Consider the following 23546-nt stretch of genomic DNA (forward strand, 5'->3'; position numbering starts at 1 on the left):
TTAGTTGTAGTTAATGTCCTAACTGTCTTGTCTACGGCTATACCAATTAAAAATTAAAAATTAGCAATTAAAAATCCAAAAATCTAGATGAAACAAGGTTTTCCAAATTTTTATCTAGTTATGTTAAGGGCGGTTCCTATTGATACTTCGGTTAATAGTGTGAAGTTTGGAGACTCACAAAGAGGGTGACAGAGGAGCAGGAAAATGAGGATTTTGATTCAGGTATGGTATGTGAGAGTAAAGAAAAGGTAGGTTTTCTTTACTGTGAGTCGCCTTAATTCTGGCTCAGAATTGGGTCTCATCCTGATATCTAACCCAAATAGCTTTGCAGGTAACTGAAGGTGAACCGCTTCATTTCTGCTACCAGACGTTGGCGAAATGGTTGTTCTTGACTCAGGGAAAGCCACATTAAGTTACTGATGGCTTTGACTACTACAAAGGCGATCGCTTCGTAATCTGCTGTTTGCAAATCCACTGTGTTGGAGTTGGTTGGACGTTGAGCCAGTAACCTGGCCAAATCATGGATGAGTTGAGCATCAGCAGCATCTTCGACTGCTTGGATTTCAGGTATATTACCTTGAATTTCCACGAAAATCGCAAAGTAACCAGGATTATCTGAGAAATGCTGCTCGGTGATGTCGATCAACTGATCAACTAGGGCCGATAAGGGCAGTTGTGCCAGATCAGGATTATCCAGTATCCCCAGGCGTTGATGCAGACGTTGTTCATATCGCAGGGCTAAAGCCTGCATGATTGCCGTCTTATCAGGGAAAAATTGATAGAGCGAACCGATGGATATCTGAGCGCGAGCCGCGATCGCGTTGGTCGTGGTGGCGTTATAGCCCTGAGTAATAAACAGTTCTTCTGCTACATCAATAATTCGGTTAACTCGCTCCTGACTGCGGACTTGTCGGGGTTTACGCCGCATTCCTCCTGGATTGGATGGGTTTTGAGTCATAGCTATCTCCATAGTTTCTCCACATAAGTGAGGATTAATCACATTTATCTTGACAATAAATGAGCAATGCTCATATTATTAAAAATGTGAGTGTTACTCATTTATTAAAGTAGTTCCTAATGGAGTAAATTGCAATGAGCCAAAATTTACTGACCCTACCCCATCCCCATCCAGCAACAGCCCTCAAAGAAATCAGCTGCGATCGCTTGGGATTTATGCAACGCTGTGCCCAAGACTATGGAGATATTGTTCCCCTGGAACTTGGAGACCAATGGTTTTGTCTTTTGACCAATCCTCAATACATTACCGAGGTCTTAAAAGACCGACTTTTGTTTATCAAGGGCAAAGATTTACAACAACTGCGTGGTGTTCTAGGTAATGGTTTGTTGAACAGTGAGGGGGATTTTTGGCTACGGCAACGGCGACTTGCCCAACCAGTTTTCCACCAGCAGCAGATTAACAGTTATGCCTCGGTGATGGTGGAATACACCCAACAAATGTTGGCAACCTGGCAAGATGGGCAAATTCATGATGTCCATGAAGCTATGATGCGGCTGACCCTCAACATCGTCATGAAGACTCTGTTTGATCAGGATGTGAACGATGGAGCAGCAGGTACTATTGCCCACGCTTTAGATGAAGCGATGAATTGGGTTGAATATCAAGAAACCCAGGATGTGATGTCAGCACTAACAGAAATTGGGGAGATGCAACAGCTTAGTGCAGGGAGGGATTTTCCACAGGCTACCCAAGAAGCCTATCAGGATATGGATCAGCGTTACCAAGAGGCGATCAAACTGCTTGATGAAACCGTATATGCCATGATTAACCATCGGCGCTCCAGTGGAGTGACAGGCAAAGATTTATTGGGAATGCTGATGGAGGTTGAAGATGCGGATGATGGTAGTCGTATGACTGACAAACAACTGCGAGATGAAACCACGACGTTAATTTTGGCAGGACATGAAACAACAGCTAACGCCCTTTCCTGGACATGGATGCTTTTAGCCCAGCATCCCCATGTACGAGAAAAACTCAGTGCAGAACTGAAAACGGTGTTGAATGGACGGCCACCAACTATGGCTGATTTACCCCAATTGCCTTACACCACCTGGGTGATCAAAGAATCTATGCGGCTCTATCCACCGGCAACGGACGTGTCACGGGAAGCAACCCAAGACTGTGAAATTGGCGGCTATTTCATCCCCAAAGGAACAACCTTAATTGCTAGTCAATGGGTTATGCACAGAGACTCGCGTTATTTTTCCGACCCAGAATTGTTTCAGCCAGAACGTTGGGCCAATGATTTAGAAAAACAGTTACCCCGTGGTGTGTATTTTCCCTTCGGTGATGGGCCTCGCGTTTGTATTGGTAAAAGTTTTGCTTTGATGGAAGCGGTCTTGCTCCTGGCAGCGATCGCGCAAAAATTTCACCTGGATCTCATCTGTGACCAAACCATCGAACTTCAGCCCTCAATTACGCTACGCCCTAGATATGGAATTCAAGCTGTATTGAAAGCAGTCCCAGCTACAGCATAGAGGATTATTTACATTCGTCTCAGTCAAGTTTGTTCATCAGAAATTGTTCTCGCTGCAACCCAGGCTAGGGTACTGGCGATGAGTAATAAAGGCATTAACCAATCTCCCCAACGCACATATAGGGTTTGGGTTGGGCGACGGTAAATAGTTTCTGTGTGGGTTTCGTAGGTGTTATAACCGGAAATCCACAAAGTTTTGCCGTGGGGGTTGACAAATGCCGAATATCCTGTGTTAGTAGCTCTGACTGCCCATCTATCGGTTTCAATGGCCCGCATAATATCTTGGGCATGGTGTTGGGCTGACATAGCGGCGGTGTAATGGGCATCGTTGGAAGAACTGAGGATAAATTGTCCACCAGCAGCAGCTTGACGACGGAAGATTTCGGGAAAGGCTGATTCGTAGCAAATTCCCACAATTACTCGCCCCAAGGGTGTATCAAAAATCTGATTGGATGCACCATGTACTTGATGTTCATCTAGGGGTGATAGACGTTGAATCAGTCCACCAATAATTTGTTCAAAGGGAATATATTCTCCTAGAGGTACAAGTTTTGATTTGTCGTAACGGCTGATAATTTCTCCGTTTCCAGCCACGGTAAATAGGCTGTTGGTATAACTTTTCCCCCGTTCACCAAAGGCACCAACCCAAACAATTACACCTTTTTCTCTCACCGCTGCCAGTAGGGGTGTGTTTTTTAAGTCCCGTTGAAAAAATGGTAATGCGCCTTCTGGGGTGAGAATGCCATCTACACCTTGAGTAGCTAATTTCTCATAGCCTTCGGTGTAACCTGTGATGGCACGGCGTAAACCTTCGGGCAGGAGTTTGATTTTATTGGGGATATTGCCTTGAATAATGCCGATTTTTAAGGCTGTACTGGGGTTGTCTTGCAGGGGTTGGGTGTAGAGATAAAAGCCGATGAGGTGGGAGATAATGAAAATGACGCAAGCAGCAGCTAAATAAGATAATTTTTTGCGACTATGGCGATTAATCCAGAATTCGGCAATTAAACCATTAATAGCTACAATCAGGGCGGTGATAGTAGTTGTACCGGAAATTTGACCTAAATGTAAAATAACTAGGTTTTGGGGTGACTGTGTATAAGCTAGGGAACTCCACCACAAAGGCCCAGCACTCCACAAACTTTCTAAAGCACACCACAAGGCTGTACCCATGAGAACTCTGAGCACAGGTTTTTGTTGAGTTAGGCGTGCCATTAGACCTGCCCACAGCCCGACTAAGATACCACCCCAACAGCTAATGAATGTCCAGCAAAATAGGGTGATGGCCAAGCTAGGCCACCAAGGCACGCCCAACCAGTCCATGGGGTGAATCCCAGTGATCCAGGCAAGGGCGACACCATGATAGCCAATTGCCCAGGTAAAGCCTAAGAGAATGGGGTGGGATATTTTTTTTCTGGTAGATTTAACTACCAATACCCACAGGGGTGCAAGGGCAAACCAGGCAAAAAACCATGCACCAACGGGGGCAACCGTTATCCCCATGGCGATACCACTGAGGAAGGATAAACCAAAGGGGAGAAAGAAAGACAATCTCTCTCCCTGTTTTTTATTCAGCGTCTTCAGCATCGCTAGCATCAGGGGGAACGATCGCTACCCCGGTAATAGCATCATCTTCATCTAAACGCTGGACTCTCACTCCTGTGGCAGAACGGGATTGAATGGAAATGGCGTTGATGGCTTGGCGAATGATAATACCCCGATTTGTCACCATCATGATTTCATCGTCACTGTTAACAATTCTCAGGGTGGCGAGGTTATCTTTGGTTTTGCGGTTTTTGAATTTGGTGGCCATTAAACCTTGTCCCGCCCGATTTTGCAGGCGGAATTGGGCAACTGGCACGCGCTTGCCATATCCACCCATGGTAATGACCAATACCCAAGGGCCGACGCTGTTATTACCGGCAACTTCTGGGTTTTCTTCGTTATTTTCTATGTCTTCGGTTTCAGGAATATCTTCGATTTCCACGTCTGTATCTGTGTTCAAAGTATCCAGAATGGCAGCGGGGAGAATATCCATTCCCACCAATTCATCGCCGTCTTTGAGCTTCATGGACTTGACTCCACGGGTAGCCCGACCAAGGGGACGCAGTTGTTCATGGTTACACCGGAAGTGAATGGCCATCCCTTGGCGAGAACCAATAATGACGCTATCTTCGACTCTGGCCCGACGTACCCAGCGTAGTTGGTCGCCTTCTTCTAAGGAGATGGCAATGAGTCCGTTGGCACGAATGTTACTAAAGGCTGCTAATTCGGTTTTTTTGATGTTTCCGCCTTTGGTTAACATCACTAGATATTCTTCGCTGCTGAATTCATCAACGGGGACGATGGAGGTGATTTTTTCTTCCTTGGGAATGGGGAGCATTTGCACGATGGGTGTACCCCGACTGGTACGGGAACCCACGGGAATTTGATAAGCTCTCAGACAGTAAACCACGCCGCGATCGCTAAAGAATAATACGCTGTCATGGTCACAGCAGGTTAAGAAATGCTCGACGGTATCATCATCTTTGACTTTAGCGGCGGCTTTCCCTCTGGTGGCCCGGCTTTGAGCCTCAAAGGTATTCACAGGCATCCGCTTGATATAACCTTGTTCTGTGAGGAGAATGATGGCTTTTTCGTTGGCGATTAAATCGCGATCGTCTAATTCTCCTTCTGCGTGGGTGATGACTGTGCGTCGGGGTGTGGCAAATTGGGTTTTGATTTGCTTGATTTCTGTTTCAATAATTTCTAAAACCCGTTCTTTCCTGGCCAGAATATCCTGTAAATCGGTAATTTGCTTTTGTAATTCTTCGTGTTCCAGGCGGATTTTATCTGCTTCTAGGGCTGTTAACCGCCGTAGCTGCATTTGTAAAATCGCGTCGGCTTGCACTTCTGATAGTCCATAATTACTAATTAACTCACCCTTGGCTGTAGGTGCATCTGGCGCATGGCGAATTAAGTTAATGATGGCATCTAATTGGGCAAGGGCAATTAATAAACCTTGCAAAATGTGGTCTCGTTCTTCGGCTTTTCGCAGTTCGTAACGGGTGCGACGTTCAATAGTTTCAATGCGAAAATCGAGAAATACCTTTAAAAACTGGTTGAGGGTGAGGGTTTGGGGTTCACCGTTCACCAGGGCCAACATATTCGCGCCAAAGTTGGCTTGGAGTGGAGTTTGTTTATATAGGTTATTTAAAACAACACGGGGATAGGCATCCCGTTTTAATTCAATCACGATTCGCATCCCGTCGCGATCGCTCTCGTCGCGGATATCTGCGATCCCCTCTATCTTTTTATCGTTTACCAATTCGGCGATTTTCTCAATCAACGCCGCTTTGTTGGTTTGGTAAGGCAATTCGGTGATGATAATTGCTTCCCGGTCTGGACGGTTGCGTTGTTCGATGGTTTCAATATTCGCCACACCCCGCATGGTAATGGAACCCCGTCCGGTGGTGTAAGCTTCTTTGATGGCGGCTGTGCCTAAAATCTGCGCCCCAGTGGGAAAGTCTGGCCCATGAATATGCTGCATTAACTGGGTATCGGTGATTTCTGGATTGTGAATCATTGCCACCAATCCATCAATCAATTCACCCAAGTTATGGGGAGGAATATTCGTGGCCATACCCACGGCAATCCCAGAGGAACCATTCAGCAATAGTTGGGGAATACGGGAGGGTAAAACCGTGGGTTCTTGTTGGGAACCGTCGAAGTTATCGATAAAATCGACTGTTTCCGATTCAATATCTTGGAGTAACGATGAGGTGGTGAGGGCTTGCAGACGACATTCTGTGTACCGCATCGCTGCTGGTGGGTCATTATCAATGGAACCAAAGTTCCCATGACCATTAATTAAAGGCGATCGCATGGAAAAATCCTGGGCCATGCGAACTAAGGCATCATAAACCGCTGTATCGCCGTGGGGGTGATATTTACCCAACACTTCCCCCACCACACGGGCGCATTTCCTAAACGGGCGATCGTGTGTTAAACCTAGCTCGTGCATAGCGTAGAGGATGCGACGATGCACAGGTTTGAGACCATCCCTGGCATCTGGCAGCGCCCGACCCACTATTACGCTCATGGCGTATTCCAGATAAGACTGCGACATTTCATGGCGCAAATCTGTCGGGATAATCCTCTCCTGTGAGGTTGTCATAACCTAAAAAACTCCAGAAATTGTAGATTTTAGCCTTGATAGTTGACAAAACGCAAAATTATGTCAAATTAATCTTGAATAATTGTCATATTTTGATATAATTCTAACATATACTCGCTTTTTTTGCTGGCAGAGAACCCTTAGCAAAAGTCGCTAAAAACTTGAATATTCTATCACTAATAATTATCGAAAATATTATTTTGTTGCATGGATATTTTTTGGCTTAGATAAAACATCTAAACAAATTAACTGTTGCTCATAAATTTATGATTTTTTATGATTTTAAAATATCTATTTTATGTTGGTGTCACATGCTTGATTTTTCACCAAAATCTAATCATATAATCTATATTTCAGAAAATTAAAAATAACATGCTCACAAAGCAATATAATTCTATTTAACAGAGTATAATTAAGTCAATCAGAATGCCCAATTTCCAAAAATTGCATCTTAAATATAAAAGTGCCAATTCAGTTTTTAATTATAAAATTTTATACAAATTATATTTAAATCTGCACAAAATAGTCAAAATCATCGATTTTCATATAGCTGTAGCTAATGTAATTAGGACATTAGATAATCTTTATCCAGCAGATTGCAAGTGTATAATTTACACACATGAATAATCTAACTCTTGTGGTGCGGGGATCTTGCCCGCTATATTTGTGCTTCACTTAAATGAAATTTGCTGTAAGCAACTTTACTGTAATTTGGCATGTTTCCTATATTTTTCTATTAAATTTTTATTTATTAGTTTCTATATAAAAGATTAAAAATAAATTTATTATATATCACTTATTTTTCAATCATCTGTAAAATAATCAGAATCTATTTTTTTAATTTCGTAAATAGATACAGTTGATACACCCACATGATTATCAATCATCAATTGTGCTAATTCTTGCCCATCTATTAATACAATTTTGCTATCTATGATAGACACATAATCTCTAGCTTCTTGAGAAAACTTAGAAGTAGTGATAAAAACACCTTTTCTCGCTCTTTGTCCATGCAAAGCACCAACAAACTTTTGAATTTCTGGTCTACCAACAACTGTATTATCCCATCTTTTAGCTTGAATATAAACAATATCTAAACCTAATTTATCTTCCTTAATTATCCCATCAATTCCGCCATCATTGCTTTTACCAATTGCTTTGCCTGCATCACGTCTAGAACCGCCATAACCCATTTTCACTAATAAATCGACTACCAACCGTTCAAAAAAATCAGGTGAACAACTTTTAACACGATTCAATAATTCTAACTCTAATTCTTTTCTGATTTTCTGATAACCAAATTCTATAGATTCTTGTGGAGTAGTTTCAGATATTTCGGTTATTTCTATTAATTCTGATTTATCATTATCTTTTTTACTGGTTTTAAATTCTATAAACTCTGGAAATTGATTGAGAAATTTGAGATTAATTTCCGCAGGATTTTGACTTAATACTTCTTTTCCTCGTTCTGTAATTTGAAAAAAACCACGTTTTGGATCTTGTAATAAACCAGCTTTTTTCAAATGAGTTCTAGTCCAACCTACTCTATTATCAAAAACAGCTTGCTGTCCACTGGGTAATAATTCCTTTTTTTCCTCATCACTTAAATTAAAAACATCAGCTAAATATGTAATAGCTTCTCTTAAAGAATGTTCCTTACCATCACCTGCATATTGCAACAAAGGAAGCATAATAGATTGAAAATCAGGAATAGCCATTTTTCGCAAATTCTTAAATTAAGCAATCAACTTTTATACCATATTTTACCCTCTCCTCTGCGCCTGGAGTGTCTCTGCGTGAAATAAATCTATAATATAGAAGATAGAAAAACTACAATCTAACTTATAAACGTATGACAACACCACATCGTCCTCAAATTCTCAAATCTAGTGAAACATACACATTTCGCAAATACTTTGATTTAAGATTTGCACCTGCGGATGTTTTACAAGAACTAGGAGCAACCTTAACCAAAAGTACAATTAATTTACCAACAAGTAACAATCAAATCCCTCGATTAACTGATTTAAAAGAAAGATTAGAAGAAGCAATTCAAAGAGTGAGTTTAACCAGTGAAGCAGCACGAAGAGAAGTTTTAATTGCTCCCATTTTATTAGAAATTGCCCACATTACCCAAGCAACAATTAATATTGAATATCCCATAGAAATAAACCAATTTTTACGAGGTGATTTAGATTATTACCTACAAAGTCAACATCAAGTATTAGTAGTAGAAGCAAAACAAGCAGACTTAACACGCGGTTTTACTCAACTAGCAGTAGAATTAATTGCTGTAAATGAATGGATATCAACAGATGAACCCATATTATATGGTGCAGTCACCACAGGAGACATTTGGCAATTTGGTAGTTTTCAACGTGATCAAAGAATCATCACTCAAGACTTAATGTTATATCGAGTTCCCACAGATTTAGAAATATTAATGAAAATTTTAGTAGGGATTTTAAATAAAAATTAATCAAAATATCTTTAATTCTTCCTTTGCATCTTTGCATCTTTGCGTGAGAATATAACCAAAAATAAACCCCCTGCAAAAAGCAGAGGGAATAATCAAACCTTACTCTTTCGCTTTCGGTTTAAAAGTTGAAGCAACGTGCAATTCTTTCAACTGCTTCCCATCTACACCAGAAGGTGCATCAGTTAATAAACACCGTGCTTGTTGTGTCTTCGGAAAAGCTATTACATCGCGAATAGATTCTTCTCCAGCTAACAGCATCACCAACCGATCTAAACCATAGGCAATACCGCCATGGGGGGGTGTTCCATATTCAAATGCTTCTAATAAAAAGCCGAATTTATTTTGTGCTTCTTCTGGTGTTAAACCAATAGCTTCAAACACCTGTTCTTGAATTTCTCGTTGATAAATCCGCCGGCTACCACCACCGATTTCAAAGCCATTCAAAACTAAATCATAAGCTTGAGCGCGAGCGGTTTTCAAGTCATGTAAATCATCTGGATGGGGTGCAGTGAAGGGGTGGTGTAATGCTTCTAGACGTTTTTCATCCGCATTCCACTCAAACATGGGGAAATCTGTAATCCAGAGTAAGTTAATTTTATCTGCGGGAATTAGATTAAATTCTCTGGCTACAAATTGGCGTAGTCTATCTAAGGTTTTATTTACAGTTCCTGCATCAGCAGCAGCAAATAATAATAAGTGACCTGCTTGTGCACCTGTGCGAGTTAAGATTTCCTGCTTTTGTTCTGGTGTGAGGTTATCTTTAATTGCCCCAATAGTGTCAATTTCGCCGTTTTCGCGCACACGGATGTATGCTAAACCTTTCGCACCGGCTTCTGCTGCTTCTCGGAAAATATCGCCACCGGGTTTAATCCGGACGTTGGAAATGGCATCATTACCGTTAGGAATGGGAAGGATTTTAACTATACCACCGTGAGAAATTGCCTCTCGAAAGACTTTGAAACCCGAATCTTTTAACACATCGGAAACATCAACCAGTTCCAAGCCATAGCGGGTATCTGGTTTATCGCTTCCGTACTTATCCATTGCTGCCGCGTAGGTGAGACGGGGGAAAGGACGTGGTAAATCAATTCCTTTGACAGATTTAAAGATATGACAAACTAAGTTTTCGTTGAGTTCGATAATTTCCTCTTGGGACATGAAACTCATTTCCATGTCTAACTGAGTAAATTCTGGTTGTCTGTCAGCACGTAAATCTTCATCCCGGAAGCAACGGGCAACTTGATAGTATCTATCCATCCCCGATACCATCAATAATTGCTTAAATAGTTGCGGTGACTGAGGTAAAGCGAACCATTCACCAGGGTTAACCCGACTGGGTAAGATGTAATCTCTCGCACCTTCTGGAGTAGACCGGGTGAGGACTGGAGTTTCAATTTCAATGAAACCTTGTTCATCTTCCAAAAAGCGACGCATCGCTTTCACAACTTGGTGACGCAACTGCATATTTTGTGCCATGCGTTCCCGTCGCAAGTCCAAATAACGATACTTGAGTCGCAACTCTTCCCGAACTGGGTCATTATTCCCGCTAGCAACCTGGAAAGGTAATTGTTTGTTGATACTGTTGAGGAGAACGATTTGGTCGGCGTAAATTTCAATATCACCAGTGGGGATGCGAGGATTTAGGGATTCTGGGGGACGCTGGGTAACTCGACCAACAATTTCGACAACGTACTCATTTCGCAAAGTATTTGCCAATTCATAGGAATCTGGTGTACGTTGAGGATCACTAACGATTTGGACTAGCCCAGAGCGATCGCGCAAATCTAAAAATGTTACGCCCCCATGATCGCGGTAACGGTCTACCCATCCGTACAAGGTAACAGTTTCTCCAATATGCTCTTTTCGGAGTTCGCCGCAATAGTGAGTTCGCATAGTAATTATTTCTTCTTTTCCAGGCTGCTAGTAAATGTCAAAGCTTTCCCATTATCCAGCATCACTAGTAATTGTAGTCATTTTGCAGCCAGAAAAATCAGCCAATCCGCCAAAGTCACCGAGGATAACTCTAGTGAGTAACTTTTCAGACATCCTCTAATTACTCTGAAATGGACTTTAACTAATATTTTTATAACTAAAACTTGACAATAGCAACATTAACTATGTATTTTTACTTAAAAATACATATAAACTATACAATTAGGTCATGACTCAAAAATTCCAACTTCCCAACTGGGATGACCTTACTAGTGAACAGAAGCTTTTGTTCCAAACCTGGATTAAATCCTTAGAAGACGTTCAAGCAGCTAGTATCGAGTTAATTAAATCTTTTAACAATGGAGAAATTGCTACCGAAGCAATCCCTGAAGTAAATTCAATAGAATCTTCTGAAACTTTGAATTTAAATGTCCTCGCAAATAATGAAGAAAATATAACGATGCGTATTGATGAGTTTTACTGTCAAGTAATCCTCAAATCATGCCAAGTTGTATGTCAATTAAAAACTAATCCTGAAGAGCGTAGAAAATGTTTAGAAAATTGTCGGAAAAATAGTTGTATGGAATAGTAATACATATTTTCTTCATTGTGATTGTAGGGAAGCAATCTCAAACCCATATTTTTCGTAGCCTATGCGTAAGTTCTGATTCTTAAATAACTTGCAAATATTATAAGTAAGTAATGCAGGATTTCTCTGGTCTAAATATTAGTGGAAAGTCTTTTCAAGGCAAGAATTTGACAAATGCTAATTTTGAAGGTGCTGACATTAGAGGCGCAAATTTTCAAAAGTCTGTTTTAAAAGGTGCAAACTTTAGTAATACAAAGTCAGGCTTACGATTTTTTCATACATTTCTGATTTTTTTATTATCTCTATTATTATTTTTAATTACAGGAATTGTTGCTGGAATAGGAGGAATATTTATCCTTGGTTTTTGGCATTTAGAAACTAATTTAAAAACTGTAGACTATATATATAATGTATTTATTTTAATTTCATTAGTGACTTTTGTTACTATTAGTTTGTGGAAAAATTTTCTCTCTGCTGGATTTTTATCAATATTAATATTAACTCCTAGTCTTTTACTTGGTTTAGTATCAAGTGGAGATGATACGGCAATTATCGCAGCATTTTTCTTTGGAATTGCTGCATTATCTTTAATAGCAATTAGCATGATTAGTATGGCTTTGGCTAATACTATAATGAGCATTATTATTAGTCACTAACCTATATTTATTGCTGGAGGTTTAGCACTAGCTTTGATTGCATCCACAGCATTAAAAAGAACGGAATCTACTCTGGCTGCTGCTATAATTTCTATATTAGGAACTTATATCGGTTGGCAAGTATCAAAATCTAATGAAAAATTTATCTGGATTAAAAAACTTGCTGTCGCTATAGCTGCTATAGGTGGTACAAGTTTTCGTGGTGCTGATTTAACTGATGCTGATTTTACTGGTGCAACTTTGAAAAATACAGATTTCAGGAATGCAAATTTAACGCGCACTCGTTTTTATAACGCGAAAAAACTTGATTTTGCCAGACTAGGAGAAACAATATTAGCTAACCGTCATGTGCTCAAGTTGCTAGTTAGTTGTAATGGTGAGGGTAAATCCTATGCTGGTGCTAACCTCAGAGGTGCTAACCTCATAGATGCTAATTTGAAAGATGCTAATTTAAAAGATGCGGATATTATTGAAGCTACTTTTCAAAATTCTCATTTAGAAGGGGCTAACCTAACTTTTGCCCAAGCTGTAGGTACTAACTTCACTAATGCTTATATGACTGGTGCTTGTGTGGAAGCTTGGAATATTGAAAGTACAACTAAATTAGATAATGTAGATTGTCGCTTTGTCTATCTGTTAGAAAATGAGCGTGAATGTCGTCCTAGTAGTGGCGAATTTCAACCAGGAGAATTTACAAAATTATTTGCAGAAGTTTTAAATACTGTTGATTTAATTTTCCGCGATGGTATTGACTGGAAAGGTTTTATTACTGCTTTCAAAACGGTGCAAGTTCTAAATGAAGATACAGAATTAGCTATACAGAGTATTGAAAACAAAGGTGATGGGGTAGTTGTTGTTAAAGTTGCTGTGCATGAAGGTGCTGATAAAGAAAAGATTCACAGCGATTTTACTCAAAATTATCAATTAGCCCTGCAAGCAGTTGAAGAAAAATATAAAGCACTGTTACAAGCAAAAGATGAGCAGATAATTATCTACCGTCAACAAAGTGCTGATATGAAAGAAATTACCCATTTATTAGCACAAAAAACTATAAATGTTCAAGTAGAAAACAAAGTTGAGAATAAAAACATGACTAACAGTAATGACTCCAGCCGCAAAGTTGAAATTGGTAGCGTCGGCAGAGATTTTAACGCCAGTGGGCAAGCTTTAAACTTAGGTGAAATCAGTGGTACAGTAACAAATACTATTAATGAATTACCACCAGCACCAGAACCAGAAAAACCAGGAATTAAGGAATTATTAACACAACTGCAAGCAGCAATTGAATCTGACAATGATTTAACACCAAAAGATAAGGAAAAAGCCCTTAAGCAAGTCAAAAATTTAGCACAAGCAGCACAAAATCCTCAAGAAAACCAGGATTTAGCAGATACAGCAATCACCATGTTGAAAGGTATTCTGACCAGTCTACCCAGTGCAGCTAGTTTAGTTGAGCAATGTAGTCAGCTTTTACCCCTAATTTCTGGTTTACTCGGTCTAGCTTAAAATATGCAGAATTAACGTTTTTGTTACAGTCATAAATATGGTGCGCTACCCTAACAATAACGCACCTCATACCTACTTTATTTTTATCATCAAATATCCCCTTCGTCTCTTCATGCCCATCCCTACGGGACTCGCTTTAGCAATACATGATTAATTTTCAGGCTTAATTCAATTACTATTCTTCTGCTGGGAAAGAAATAACAGAAAAACTATCTTTGAACTTCACCTAGAGACGAGTATTTAACACCGATGAAGGGGCAACTCCATTTTGGGAATCACCACCACTATTTTGAGGGGTTTCTTCAACCACTCCACGGGCCCTAATCAAACGAATTGCCCGACTGACACTTTCTGGTAGAATCACTACCAAACTACCATCAGGGGCCATATCTAAGGCTTTATTAATCGCTTGGGTTTCATCCAAAATCGATTCATGACGGCAATTAGGTTTAACTTGGGTAATACCTTTGGTAATTAAATCAGAAGCAGAACCCCTTGCTCTTCCCCTGGTATCATCATCTTCCTTGACAATGATGTAGTCAAAAATATCTGCCGCTAACTTACCCAGAGTAACAAAATCTTCATCACGGCGATCGCCTGGGCCACCAACTACACCAATTCTCTGCCCAGAAGTCCAGTTTCTCACAAAAGCGCCCACAGCTTCGTAACTAGCGGGGTTATGGGCATAATCTACCAAGGCGTGGTATTTGCCCAAGTTGAATAAATTCATCCGTCCTGGTGTTTGACTCACAGAAGCCCGGAAAGTCCGTAAACCAGCCCGAATTTGCTCAATGGTCACATTTTGGACAAAAGCCGCCAAACTCGCCGCCAAAGCGTTAGCAATCATGAATGGCGCACGTCCACCCATGGTCAAAGGAATATTTTCTGCTCTTTCTATGCGATGAGTCCAGTCACCTTTGACGATGGACAAATAACCATTTTCATATACTGCGGCTACCCCACCCTTTTGAATATGCTTCCGCACCAATTCTGAATCTGGGTTCATGGTGAAATAAGCAATATTCGCTTTTGTCTTTTCTGCCATTGCTGATACTCGATGGTCATCGGCATTGAGTACCGCATAGCCATCTGGATAAACAGCTTCTGCCACTACACTCTTGAGATGGGCTAATTGTTCAATGGTGTCTATATCACCAATGCCCAAATGGTCAGCAGTGACATTCAAAACCACACCCACATTGGCAGCTTCAAAGCCCAAGCCAGACCGGAGAATCCCGCCACGGGCCGTTTCTAACACTGCCACCTCCACAGTCGGGTCTTGGAGAATTACATGGGCGCTTTGGGGGCCAGTATTGTCCCCAGATTCCACCAAGAAATCGCCAATATAAGTACCGTCTGTAGTTGTATAACCTACAACTTTACCTGTTTGTTTATAAATATGGGCTAACAGGCGAGTAGTAGTGGTTTTACCATTTGTACCTGTAACTGTGAGGATGGGAATACGGCTAGATTGTTCGTTGGGATATAGCATATCCATCACCGCACCAGCTACATTGCGTGGAATACCCACACTGGGGGCAACGTGCATTCTAAAGCCAGGGGCAGCATTAACTTCAACTACGACACCATCGTTTTCCCGCAAAGGACGACTAATGTCAGTTGTCACCACATCCAAGCCAGCAATATCCAAACCGATAATTTTCACTACCCTTTGGGCTAACCAAACGTTTTCTGGGTGGATTTCGTCGGTACGGTCTACAGCAATACCACCTGTACTTAAGTTGGCGGTCGCCCGGAGATAACAAGTTGTACCTTTGGGTAGAACACTGTTGAGTGTATAACCCTGTCGTTCTAGCAGTTGATAACTAGTTCGGTCTAATTCTATTTTGGTGAGGAAATTATCATGGCCATCACCACGATTAGGGTCTTGGTTAGTTTCTTCAACCAATTCAGCAATTGTGGATCTGCCATTGCCAACTACGTTAGCAGGTACTCGTTCAGCTACGGCCACGACTTTACCATCTACCACTAATACCCTATGGTCGCGCCCGACGTAATATCGCTCAACGATAATTGACCGTGACACCTCTCTTGCTGCTTCGTAGGCTGCTTCTGCTTCTTCCCAGCTTCTAATATCAATGGTGATCCCCCGTCCATGATTACCATCTAGGGGCTTAATGACGATGGGATAACCGCCTACATACTCGATCGCTTCTTCTAAGTCATCCAAGAAGTTAATAACTGTACCTTTGGGGACTGGGACTCCATTGGCAGCTAAAATCCGTTTGGTGGCTTCTTTATCGCAAGCCAATTCCACACCCAAAATGGTGGTGTGATTGGTCATAGTAGCCTGTATCCGCTTCTGATTGATGCCATAGCCCAACTGAATCAAGAAGCGGGCTGGCAAGGGCATCCAGGGGATACCTTTCTTTTCTGCTTCTTTGACGATTGCTTCTGTGGAAGGGCCAAGGGAAGCTTCCCGCCAAAAGTCTTTCAGGTCTTGGATATCTTGCTCTAGTTCTGCCTTAGGATAGCGACCCCGATCAACAATACTTTGACACAGCCTCACTGCTGCACGTCCCGCGTAACGTCCCGCTTCCTCATTCAAATATTCAATCACGACCTGGTAAATGCCAGGTGTGGCTGTTTCACGGGTGCGGCCAAATCCTACGTGCATTCCAGCTAGTTCTTGCAGTTCTAAGGCTACATGTTCCACGATATGGCCCATCATGGTGCCTTCACGCACCCGCATTAAAAAACCACCACGACAGCCAGGGGAGCAATAATGACCCTCCAGACTTGGCAGCGCCTCTACTAATCCTTCATAAAAGCCAGGGATTTCATTTGAGGGCGTCTCGGCAAGGTTTTCTAAATCGAGGCGCATGACGATCAGCTTGTGGCGTCGAATGCTCCAGTAGTTTGGGCCGCGTAAGGTCTGGATCTTGAGGATTCTCATGGGAATAGGTAGATGGAGATTCGGAACCAAAATTCTAGTTTCTTACTGGAATTGACCGCTAAACTGTTCATGATAAACAGTTTTTTCTTTTTAAATGGTATTAGTTTCAATCTTTTTGCAGCAACAACAAAAGATGCGGTCAATAGGGATGTAAGCTCAGATACTCTATTCCTTCAGCTGGAGATCCGATGCACAGCGGGGAGAACAGTACGTTGGTAGAGATGGAAGCGATCTCCGTAACTGAGGATATGTAGACGTAAATTATGCACCGTTAAAGGTTCGTTGGCGCTCACATGGGGTTCGTTTGTATGAGTGAGTTCGGTGGGATCAACAATGGTCACACTGCCTTTACCCAGAACTTGTAACCAACCATCACGTTCAAATAAAGCGCAGGTGTCTTCATCAATGCCAATGCCTAGACGATCTGGATGGGCAGCGATCGCACTAATGAGTCGTCCCATCCGATTACGGTTGTGAAAGTGCTGGTCAACAATCACTTCAGGAATGAAACCCAAACCCGTTGCCATATCAACTAAGGAACGATTGGGAGTTTCACCACTGCCACCACCCGCAATCATGTGATGCCCCATCACCGCAGCCCCAGCACTGGTTCCTGCTAGGGTTAATTGTCCAGACCGCACACGCTGTCTCACAATTTCCATCGCTGCTGTGTCTGACAGGACTCCGCAGAGGCGCAATTGGTCTCCTCCTGTTAAAAACACCCCTGTACAGTTTTCCAGGGAGGCTTTAGTTTGGGAGTTTTCGCATTGTTCCCGTTCCCGAATATCTAATATCTCAACTTTTTCAGCACCCATTTCTTCAAAGATGCGAATATACCTACCACCTATAATGGCAGGTTCACGGGAGGCCGATGGAATTATTGTAATATAAGCCTTGCTACCACCAGCACGAACAAAAAAAGTTCTGAGGATTTCGCGTCCATGAACTTTGTCTTCTGCGCCTCCGATAACCAGAACGGCCGTTTTAGTTGCTTGGGGTGTCCTCATTTCCAGCGATTTAGCTTTAATAAGCGGCATGGTGTTTCTCCTGTCAACAACTTCAGGTGAATTGAACAAGGTTTTACCCTAGTGATTTCGCCCTTTGATTTGTGGTGAGGACACGGCATAGCTCACACGATGCCTCAGCTTTCATGTGTCCGTTGCTGTTCCTCATAGCCAGCGCCTTGTTTTTCACCTATCCACGTTTTCCAGATTGGCAAAATGCTGCTTGGGAAGGATTTCCCTTCTGGACTTAGGGGCGAGCAGGTCTTGACACTCTTTTTTCTGAGGCTGGCTCGATACATCCTGGAAGTTGTTAACTTTGGTGGGATTATTAATTTCAATTTACTTGTGACAATATTTAAACATAAATTAAGTAATTAGAAAAACTTTTGGTTTTACCAAAAATTAAGGGTTTTGGTAGTTTTAGATACTAAAGTTAAATTTTATGTGTAAATTTACCTCAGCTTAACCTATTGTGTTTTCTAGAGATCCCACCCTTAAATTAGTGTCATTGAATACGAATTACTGTGCGTTTTGATATAGTTACGCTTTTTCCTGATTGTTTTACCTCAATTCTTACTTCTGGTCTATTGGGTAAGGCCCTAGCCAAACAAATAGCCCAAGTCAATTTGATTAATCCTAGAGATTTTACCACTGATAAGCATCGAAAGGTAGACGATGAACCCTACGGTGGCGGTGTAGGGATGTTGATGAAGCCAGAACCCATTTTTGCCGCAGTGGAGTCCTTACCAGTTTTACCCCGTCGCGATGTCATTTTGATGAGTCCCCAAGGACAAACGATTAATCAACCCTTGCTGCGGGAATTAGCCACCAATTATGACCAGTTAATTGTGATTTGTGGACATTATGAAGGAGTGGATGACAGGGTGTTAAATTTAGTCACCCGTGAAGTATCTTTGGGGGATTTTATTCTCACCGGGGGAGAAATTCCCGCGATGGCTTTACTCAATGGTGTGGTGCGATTGTTACCAGGAACGGTGGGAAAAGTAGAATCACTCAAAGCTGAGAGTTTTGAAGAAGGATTATTAGACTATCCCCAGTACACTCGTCCTGCTAATTTTCGCGGTTGGCAAGTTCCCGATGTGTTGTTAAGTGGCAATCATGCAGAAATTGCCCGGTGGCGTTTTCAACAACAGATTAAACGGACAGGGTTGCGTCGTCCTGATTTACTGGAAAAATGGAAACAAGAAAGGGGACAGGGAACAGAGAACAGGGAAGAGGGGACAAATTAATTCTTTCTCCTGTTCGCGCAGTGTGCCGTAGGCATACTTCTGCAACTTCTGTTCGCGCAGCGTGGCGTTAGCCATACTTCTGCAACTTCTGCAACTTCTGAACTCCTGAACTTCTATTTATGAACATCAGAATTGGTAACGGCTACGATATTCACAGATTGGTGAGCGATCGCCCTCTCATTTTAGGCGGTATTCACATTCCCCATGAACTTGGTTTATTGGGACACAGTGATGCTGATGTCCTCACCCATGCCATCATGGACGCAATGCTAGGGGCATTATCTTTAGGTGACATTGGCCATTATTTTCCCCCCACCGATCCCCAATGGCAAGGGGCTGATAGTCTTGTACTATTAAATCAAGTACACCAGTTAATTCGTGACCAAGGGTGGAAAATTGGCAATATTGATTCTGTAGTTGTGGCCGAGCGACCAAAGTTAAAACCCTATATTGCTAAAATGCGAGATAAATTAGCAGCAGTTTTGGAATTAGAACCCAATCAAGTTGGTGTTAAAGCTACTACGAATGAAAAACTCGGTCCCACTGGTAGAGAAGAGGGTATTTGCGCCTATGCTGTGGTTTTGTTAGTAGCTGGGGATTAGTGAATTGTCAAACTCACTTAATGAGAGGAAACAATGATATGCAATTTTCTGAACATATTCAACAATATCTTCCTGGAATTCTGTTTAAGAATAGGAATGACAATACTGTTTTATTAGTTGAAACAAAAGCCGAAAAATTAGACAATATTTCCAGACAAAATTCTATTTCTCAATTAAAAACATACTACTTGAATGATATCAAAGAAGATATTCCTTTTGGTATGTTCGTTGATTTGGAAGAAATTAGTATTTTCCCATTGACTGAGGATAAAAAGACCAAAGATTCAATATCTCTGAAAACAAATGATATACTCAGCATCTACGACCCAGATTTTAGTCAAAAAAGAATATTTAATTTTCACCTAGAAACTCTTGTTCAATCTTGGCTCAGAGATTTAGCATATCATTGGAATTCAGCGAGTCCACCAGCATATGATGAAATAGCCCAAATTGGGTTGTTGTCATTAATGGAAGATGAAGAACATACTCACATAATCAGAAATTGAATAAATAAAATATTTACATGTCAATGCTTTTTATTAGGAACACCTAGGTGCTTATACTTTATATTGAAACTAACTTTTTAATGGCTATTGCTAAAGGGCAGGATTCAGAAGCAGGAAATTTACTATACTTTAGCAATACCAAGAATTTTCTAGGTTGGTTCGAGTCTCAATGAACCCAATCTAAATTTATTGTATGGAAATAAACTATGAAATTTATTAAAAACCTTCTCAATCAGACAAACCGTTTTTTATTAATAATCACTATTCTTGCTTTTACAGCAATATCAATTACTGGCTGTAACCCCAGTAATTTTAAAAGCAATGCCTCTCAGGTTCCACAGTTAGTAACTAGCATTCTCAGTGACCCAAAAACCTTTAATTACGCTCTCAGTTCTGAATCACCAAATATTTTTGGATATACCTATGAAGGGTTAGTTAGTCAAAATCCCATTACAGGGAAAATGGAGCCAGATTTGGCAGAATCATGGCAAGTATCTGAGGATAAATCCAAGATTATTTTCACCATGCGTCCAGGATTGAAATGGTCTGATGGACAACCTTTAACTGTAGATGATGTAGTTTTTACCTATAACGATATTTATCTGAATGAAGAAATTCCTACTGATGTTCGAGACATTCTGAGAATAGGTAAAGACCGCAAATTACCTACTGTCAAAAAAATTGATCAGCGTCGGGTAGAATTTAGCGTACCAGAACCTTTTCGGCCATTTTTACAAAATGCAAGTGCAGCTATTTTACCTGCTCACGCTCTTAAGCAATCAATTCAGACGAAAAATCAAGATGGTAAACCTCTATTTCTGAGTAAATGGGGTGTGGATACTCCACCAGATGAGCTTATTGTTAACGGTCCTTATAAATTGGAAAGGTATGATACCAGTCAAAGGGTGATTTTTCGTCGTAATCCCTATTATTGGCGGAAAGATGGTCAAGGTAAACCCCAACCTTATATTGAAAAAATTGTTTGGCAAATTGTCGAATCTACAGATACTTCTTTGCTGCAATTTAGGTCTGGTGGGTTAGATTCTGTTGCTGTCTCTCCTGATTATTTTTCCCTATTAAAAGTTCAAGAAAAACAAGGTAATTTCAAAATTTACAATGGTGGTCCGGGTGCGGGGACAAGTTTTTTAATCTTTAATCTTAATCAAGGTAAGCGTAACGGTAAGCCGCTAATTGACCCGATTAAGTCCCGTTGGTTTAATAGCGTAGAATTTCGTCAAGCGGTAGCCTATGCAATTGATAGGCAAACAATGATTAACAATATTTTTCGGGGCTTAGGTCAAACTCAAAATTCTCCTATTTCTGTTCAAAGTCCTTATTATCTTTCTCCTGAACAGGGATTAAAGACTTACAACTATAATCCTGAAAAGGCTAAACAATTACTACTCAAAGCTGGTTTTAAATATAATGCTGAAAATCAGTTAGAAGATGCTCAGGGAAATAGGGTGAGGTTTACTCTACTCACTAATGCTGGTAATAAAATTCGGGAGGGAATGGGGTCTCAAATTAAGCAGAATTTAGCAAAAATCGGCATTCAAGTTGATTTTACGCCTTTAGCTTGGAATACTTTTACGGATAAACTTTCTAATACTTTAGATTGGGAAGCTTCTTTACTAGGTTTAACAGGAGGTTTGGAACCAAATGATGGGGCAAATGTTTGGTCTCCTGAAGGGGGATTACATGTATTTAATCAAAAACCTCAACCAGGTCAAAAACCAATAGAAGGATGGGAAGTTGCCCCGTGGGAACGAAGAATTGGTGATTTATATATTCAAGCAGCACAGGAATTTGATGAGGCTAAGGTCAAGGCAATTTATGCTGAAACTCAACAGTTAGCACAAGAATATTTACCATTTATTCAACTGGTAAATTCCTATGCAATGGCTGCAATTCGTAATCGGTTTGAAGGAATTGAATTTTCTGCGCTTGGGGGTGCTTTTTGGAATATTCATGAAATTAAGATTACACAATAGACCTCTGGTGAAAATGTATTTAGAGACGTTCCGGTGGAACGTCTCTACAAGGGTTTCAAAGCACTCACATTTAATTACCACCAGATGTCTAATAGACAATAAGTTGTAGGGAAAAATATTTCCCTATTACTAACCATTATCCATTCCCCGAATTGATTCTTGGGGTTCATCAACCATCTCAAATTTAAAATCCAAAATCGGATGACTCAACCGGAAGCTTTGCGATCGCTCCTGGAAGCGGTTGCCCATGGTAAAGTTACTCCAGAGGTAGCTTTAGACTCTCTCAAGGACTTAGCCTATGAATCTGTAGGTGAGTTCGCAAAAATCGACCACCATCGTCAATTACGCACTGGGTTCCCGGAGGTAATTTGGGGGCCAGGTAAAACACCAGACCAAATTGCCCAAATTATGGCAGTGATGCGTCAACGCACTGCTGTAGTTATGGCTACTCGCATCGAATCTGACGTTTATACAATATTGCAGAAAAAAGTCAGAGGGTTGCAATACTTCGAGTTAGCCAAAATTTGTGCGATCGCTCCCCCTATCATCGAACCCAGATTTGACGGTATTATTGGTATTCTCTCCGCCGGTACTGCTGATTTACCAGTAGCAGAAGAAGCCGCAGTTACAGCCGAACTTTCCGGTTTTCGTGTCCAGCGTCTTTGGGATGTGGGTGTAGCAGGAATTCATCGCTTACTCAGCAATCGCCATTTATTAGAATCAGTTAATGTATTAATTGTGGTTGCAGGGATGGAGGGTGCTTTACCTAGCGTCGTAGCAGGTTTAGCAGATTGTCCTGTAATTGCAGTTCCTACTAGCATCGGTTATGGTGCAAGTTTTGGTGGTCTTGCACCTCTATTAACAATGCTCAATTCCTGTGCTGCGGGTGTGGGGGTAGTCAATATTGATAATGGCTTTGGTGCAGCAGTTTTAGCCGGACAGATTTTACGAACTTGTGAAAAATTGCGTTGATCAACAGAGATATCGTCATTTTTTCAGGTAATAATTGCGTATAATTGCGGTAATTTTATTTGCCCCTATGACTTCAACTCCATTACATAGGTTATTAACCTTTTGGTAAGCGTATATGGAATATTTGTCAGATTCATTATTTCCCCTGTGGGACAACCTGCATACTCATATCACTTTTCTTGCTGATTACACCAACATTCAAGACCCAGACTTACTAGGTCAGATGCAAAGCGCTTGGAATAATTTTGTCAAGACTGGTCAGGTTTGGGCATTATTGATTGGAATGTTTATTGGTTATATGTTCAAAACTTTAACCAGTTACGGTTAAGGTATTTTTAGATTTTAGAGTTTAGATTTTGGGTGAATAATTAAATCCAGAATCTAAATACCTAAAATGAGACATCTGGTAGTCAAGACTGTAGAGAAGTGATATGCACCGTCTCTACAAGGGTTATGGGAAACGCATATTTAACTTCACCAGATGTCTATTG

The 23546-nt window shown here is 41.0% G+C and carries 16 protein-coding genes and 1 pseudogene; 10 read left to right on the top strand and 7 right to left on the bottom strand.

Annotated features, from left to right (window positions below; translation table 11 throughout):
* Positions 1–310: 310 nt before the first annotated feature.
* Entirely contained in the window at positions 311–958 is a 648-nt protein-coding gene (locus H6G73_RS06570; protein ID WP_190602463.1) for a TetR/AcrR family transcriptional regulator, read from the bottom strand.
* 134 nt (positions 959–1092) lie between these two features.
* Between H6G73_RS06570 and H6G73_RS06575 the strand changes: the two genes are divergently transcribed.
* Positions 1093–2496: a cytochrome P450 gene (locus tag H6G73_RS06575; protein ID WP_190602465.1), complete on the top strand. Its 1404-nt coding sequence runs from the start codon at positions 1093–1095 to the stop codon at positions 2494–2496.
* Between the two features lie 23 nt (positions 2497–2519).
* On the opposite strand, the gene lnt is transcribed toward H6G73_RS06575, so the two are convergent.
* From lnt to H6G73_RS06590, 3 genes are all read right to left on the bottom strand, one after another.
* Complete coding sequence (gene lnt, locus H6G73_RS06580) at positions 2520–4082, bottom strand: apolipoprotein N-acyltransferase (RefSeq protein ID WP_242034128.1); 1563 nt, start codon at positions 4080–4082, stop codon at positions 2520–2522.
* Positions 4063–6651, bottom strand: a complete 2589-nt coding sequence (gyrA, locus tag H6G73_RS06585; protein WP_190602470.1) for a DNA topoisomerase (ATP-hydrolyzing) subunit A — start codon at positions 6649–6651, stop codon at positions 4063–4065. The genes lnt and gyrA overlap by 20 nt, the downstream gene beginning before the upstream one ends.
* A gap of 803 nt (positions 6652–7454) precedes the next feature.
* Complete coding sequence (locus H6G73_RS06590; protein ID WP_190602472.1) at positions 7455–8369, bottom strand: restriction endonuclease; 915 nt, start codon at positions 8367–8369, stop codon at positions 7455–7457.
* A 134-nt stretch (positions 8370–8503) separates the two neighbouring features.
* Between H6G73_RS06590 and H6G73_RS06595 the strand changes: the two genes are divergently transcribed.
* Positions 8504–9130, top strand: coding sequence for a hypothetical protein (locus tag H6G73_RS06595; protein WP_190602474.1), 627 nt, complete (start codon positions 8504–8506; stop codon positions 9128–9130).
* 99 nt (positions 9131–9229) lie between these two features.
* Here the strand turns inward: H6G73_RS06595 and aspS are convergent, their stop codons facing one another.
* Positions 9230–11023 (bottom strand): aspartate--tRNA ligase, encoded by a 1794-nt coding sequence (aspS, locus tag H6G73_RS06600; RefSeq protein ID WP_190602476.1) that lies wholly within the window; start codon positions 11021–11023, stop codon positions 9230–9232.
* A 268-nt stretch (positions 11024–11291) separates the two neighbouring features.
* Here aspS and H6G73_RS06605 point away from each other — a divergent pair, with 268 nt between their 5' ends.
* Together H6G73_RS06605 and H6G73_RS06610 are read left to right on the top strand one after the other, a co-directional pair.
* A complete protein-coding gene (locus H6G73_RS06605) occupies positions 11292–11651 on the top strand; it encodes a hypothetical protein (RefSeq protein WP_190602478.1) in 360 nt (119 codons plus the stop codon).
* 113 nt (positions 11652–11764) lie between these two features.
* Positions 11765–13813 (top strand): annotated as a pseudogene (locus tag H6G73_RS06610) (pentapeptide repeat-containing protein).
* 226 nt (positions 13814–14039) lie between these two features.
* Here the strand turns inward: H6G73_RS06610 and cphA are convergent.
* A complete protein-coding gene (cphA, locus tag H6G73_RS06615; protein ID WP_190602480.1) occupies positions 14040–16730 on the bottom strand; it encodes a cyanophycin synthetase in 2691 nt (896 codons plus the stop codon).
* A 173-nt stretch (positions 16731–16903) separates the two neighbouring features.
* Positions 16904–17767 (bottom strand): cyanophycinase, encoded by an 864-nt coding sequence (locus H6G73_RS06620; RefSeq protein ID WP_190602482.1) that lies wholly within the window; start codon positions 17765–17767, stop codon positions 16904–16906.
* Between the two features lie 491 nt (positions 17768–18258).
* Between H6G73_RS06620 and trmD the strand changes: the two genes are divergently transcribed.
* The 6 genes from trmD (at position 18259) to H6G73_RS06650 (ending at position 23383) form a co-directional block, all read left to right on the top strand.
* Positions 18259–18984, top strand: coding sequence for a tRNA (guanosine(37)-N1)-methyltransferase TrmD (gene trmD, locus H6G73_RS06625; RefSeq protein ID WP_190602485.1), 726 nt, complete (start codon positions 18259–18261; stop codon positions 18982–18984).
* Positions 18985–19103: 119 nt separating this feature from the next.
* A complete protein-coding gene (ispF, locus tag H6G73_RS06630; protein ID WP_190602487.1) occupies positions 19104–19586 on the top strand; it encodes a 2-C-methyl-D-erythritol 2,4-cyclodiphosphate synthase in 483 nt (160 codons plus the stop codon).
* Positions 19587–19624: 38 nt separating this feature from the next.
* Positions 19625–20092, top strand: coding sequence for a hypothetical protein (locus H6G73_RS06635; RefSeq protein ID WP_242034129.1), 468 nt, complete (start codon positions 19625–19627; stop codon positions 20090–20092).
* 206 nt (positions 20093–20298) lie between these two features.
* Positions 20299–22083 (top strand): ABC transporter substrate-binding protein, encoded by a 1785-nt coding sequence (locus tag H6G73_RS06640; protein WP_190602490.1) that lies wholly within the window; start codon positions 20299–20301, stop codon positions 22081–22083.
* Positions 22084–22284: 201 nt separating this feature from the next.
* Entirely contained in the window at positions 22285–23055 is a 771-nt protein-coding gene (gene larB, locus H6G73_RS06645) for a nickel pincer cofactor biosynthesis protein LarB (protein WP_190602492.1), read from the top strand.
* 115 nt (positions 23056–23170) lie between these two features.
* A complete protein-coding gene (locus H6G73_RS06650) occupies positions 23171–23383 on the top strand; it encodes a hypothetical protein (protein ID WP_190602494.1) in 213 nt (70 codons plus the stop codon).
* Positions 23384–23546 lie beyond the last annotated feature (163 nt).

Origin of the sequence: Richelia sinica FACHB-800, from assembly GCF_014698825.1 — a bacterium.
In the GTDB taxonomy this organism is placed as follows: Bacteria; Cyanobacteriota; Cyanobacteriia; order Cyanobacteriales; family Nostocaceae; genus FACHB-800.

Bases quoted from the DNA above. Each gene is read 5' to 3' on its own strand.
- H6G73_RS06570 (WP_190602463.1), bottom strand. From the start codon at position 958: ATGACTCAAAACCCATCCAATCCAGGAGGAATGCGGCGTAAACCCCGA.
- H6G73_RS06575 (WP_190602465.1), top strand. From the start codon at position 1,093: ATGAGCCAAAATTTACTGACCCTACCCCATCCCCATCCAGCAACAGCC.
- lnt (WP_242034128.1), bottom strand. From the start codon at position 4,082: ATGCTGAAGACGCTGAATAAAAAACAGGGAGAGAGATTGTCTTTCTTT.
- gyrA (WP_190602470.1), bottom strand. From the start codon at position 6,651: ATGACAACCTCACAGGAGAGGATTATCCCGACAGATTTGCGCCATGAA.
- H6G73_RS06590 (WP_190602472.1), bottom strand. From the start codon at position 8,369: ATGGCTATTCCTGATTTTCAATCTATTATGCTTCCTTTGTTGCAATAT.
- H6G73_RS06595 (WP_190602474.1), top strand. From the start codon at position 8,504: ATGACAACACCACATCGTCCTCAAATTCTCAAATCTAGTGAAACATAC.
- aspS (WP_190602476.1), bottom strand. From the start codon at position 11,023: ATGCGAACTCACTATTGCGGCGAACTCCGAAAAGAGCATATTGGAGAA.
- H6G73_RS06605 (WP_190602478.1), top strand. From the start codon at position 11,292: ATGACTCAAAAATTCCAACTTCCCAACTGGGATGACCTTACTAGTGAA.
- cphA (WP_190602480.1), bottom strand. From the start codon at position 16,730: ATGAGAATCCTCAAGATCCAGACCTTACGCGGCCCAAACTACTGGAGC.
- H6G73_RS06620 (WP_190602482.1), bottom strand. From the start codon at position 17,767: ATGCCGCTTATTAAAGCTAAATCGCTGGAAATGAGGACACCCCAAGCA.
- ispF (WP_190602487.1), top strand. From the start codon at position 19,104: ATGAACATCAGAATTGGTAACGGCTACGATATTCACAGATTGGTGAGC.
- H6G73_RS06635 (WP_242034129.1), top strand. From the start codon at position 19,625: ATGCAATTTTCTGAACATATTCAACAATATCTTCCTGGAATTCTGTTT.
- H6G73_RS06640 (WP_190602490.1), top strand. From the start codon at position 20,299: ATGAAATTTATTAAAAACCTTCTCAATCAGACAAACCGTTTTTTATTA.
- larB (WP_190602492.1), top strand. From the start codon at position 22,285: ATGACTCAACCGGAAGCTTTGCGATCGCTCCTGGAAGCGGTTGCCCAT.
- H6G73_RS06650 (WP_190602494.1), top strand. From the start codon at position 23,171: ATGGAATATTTGTCAGATTCATTATTTCCCCTGTGGGACAACCTGCAT.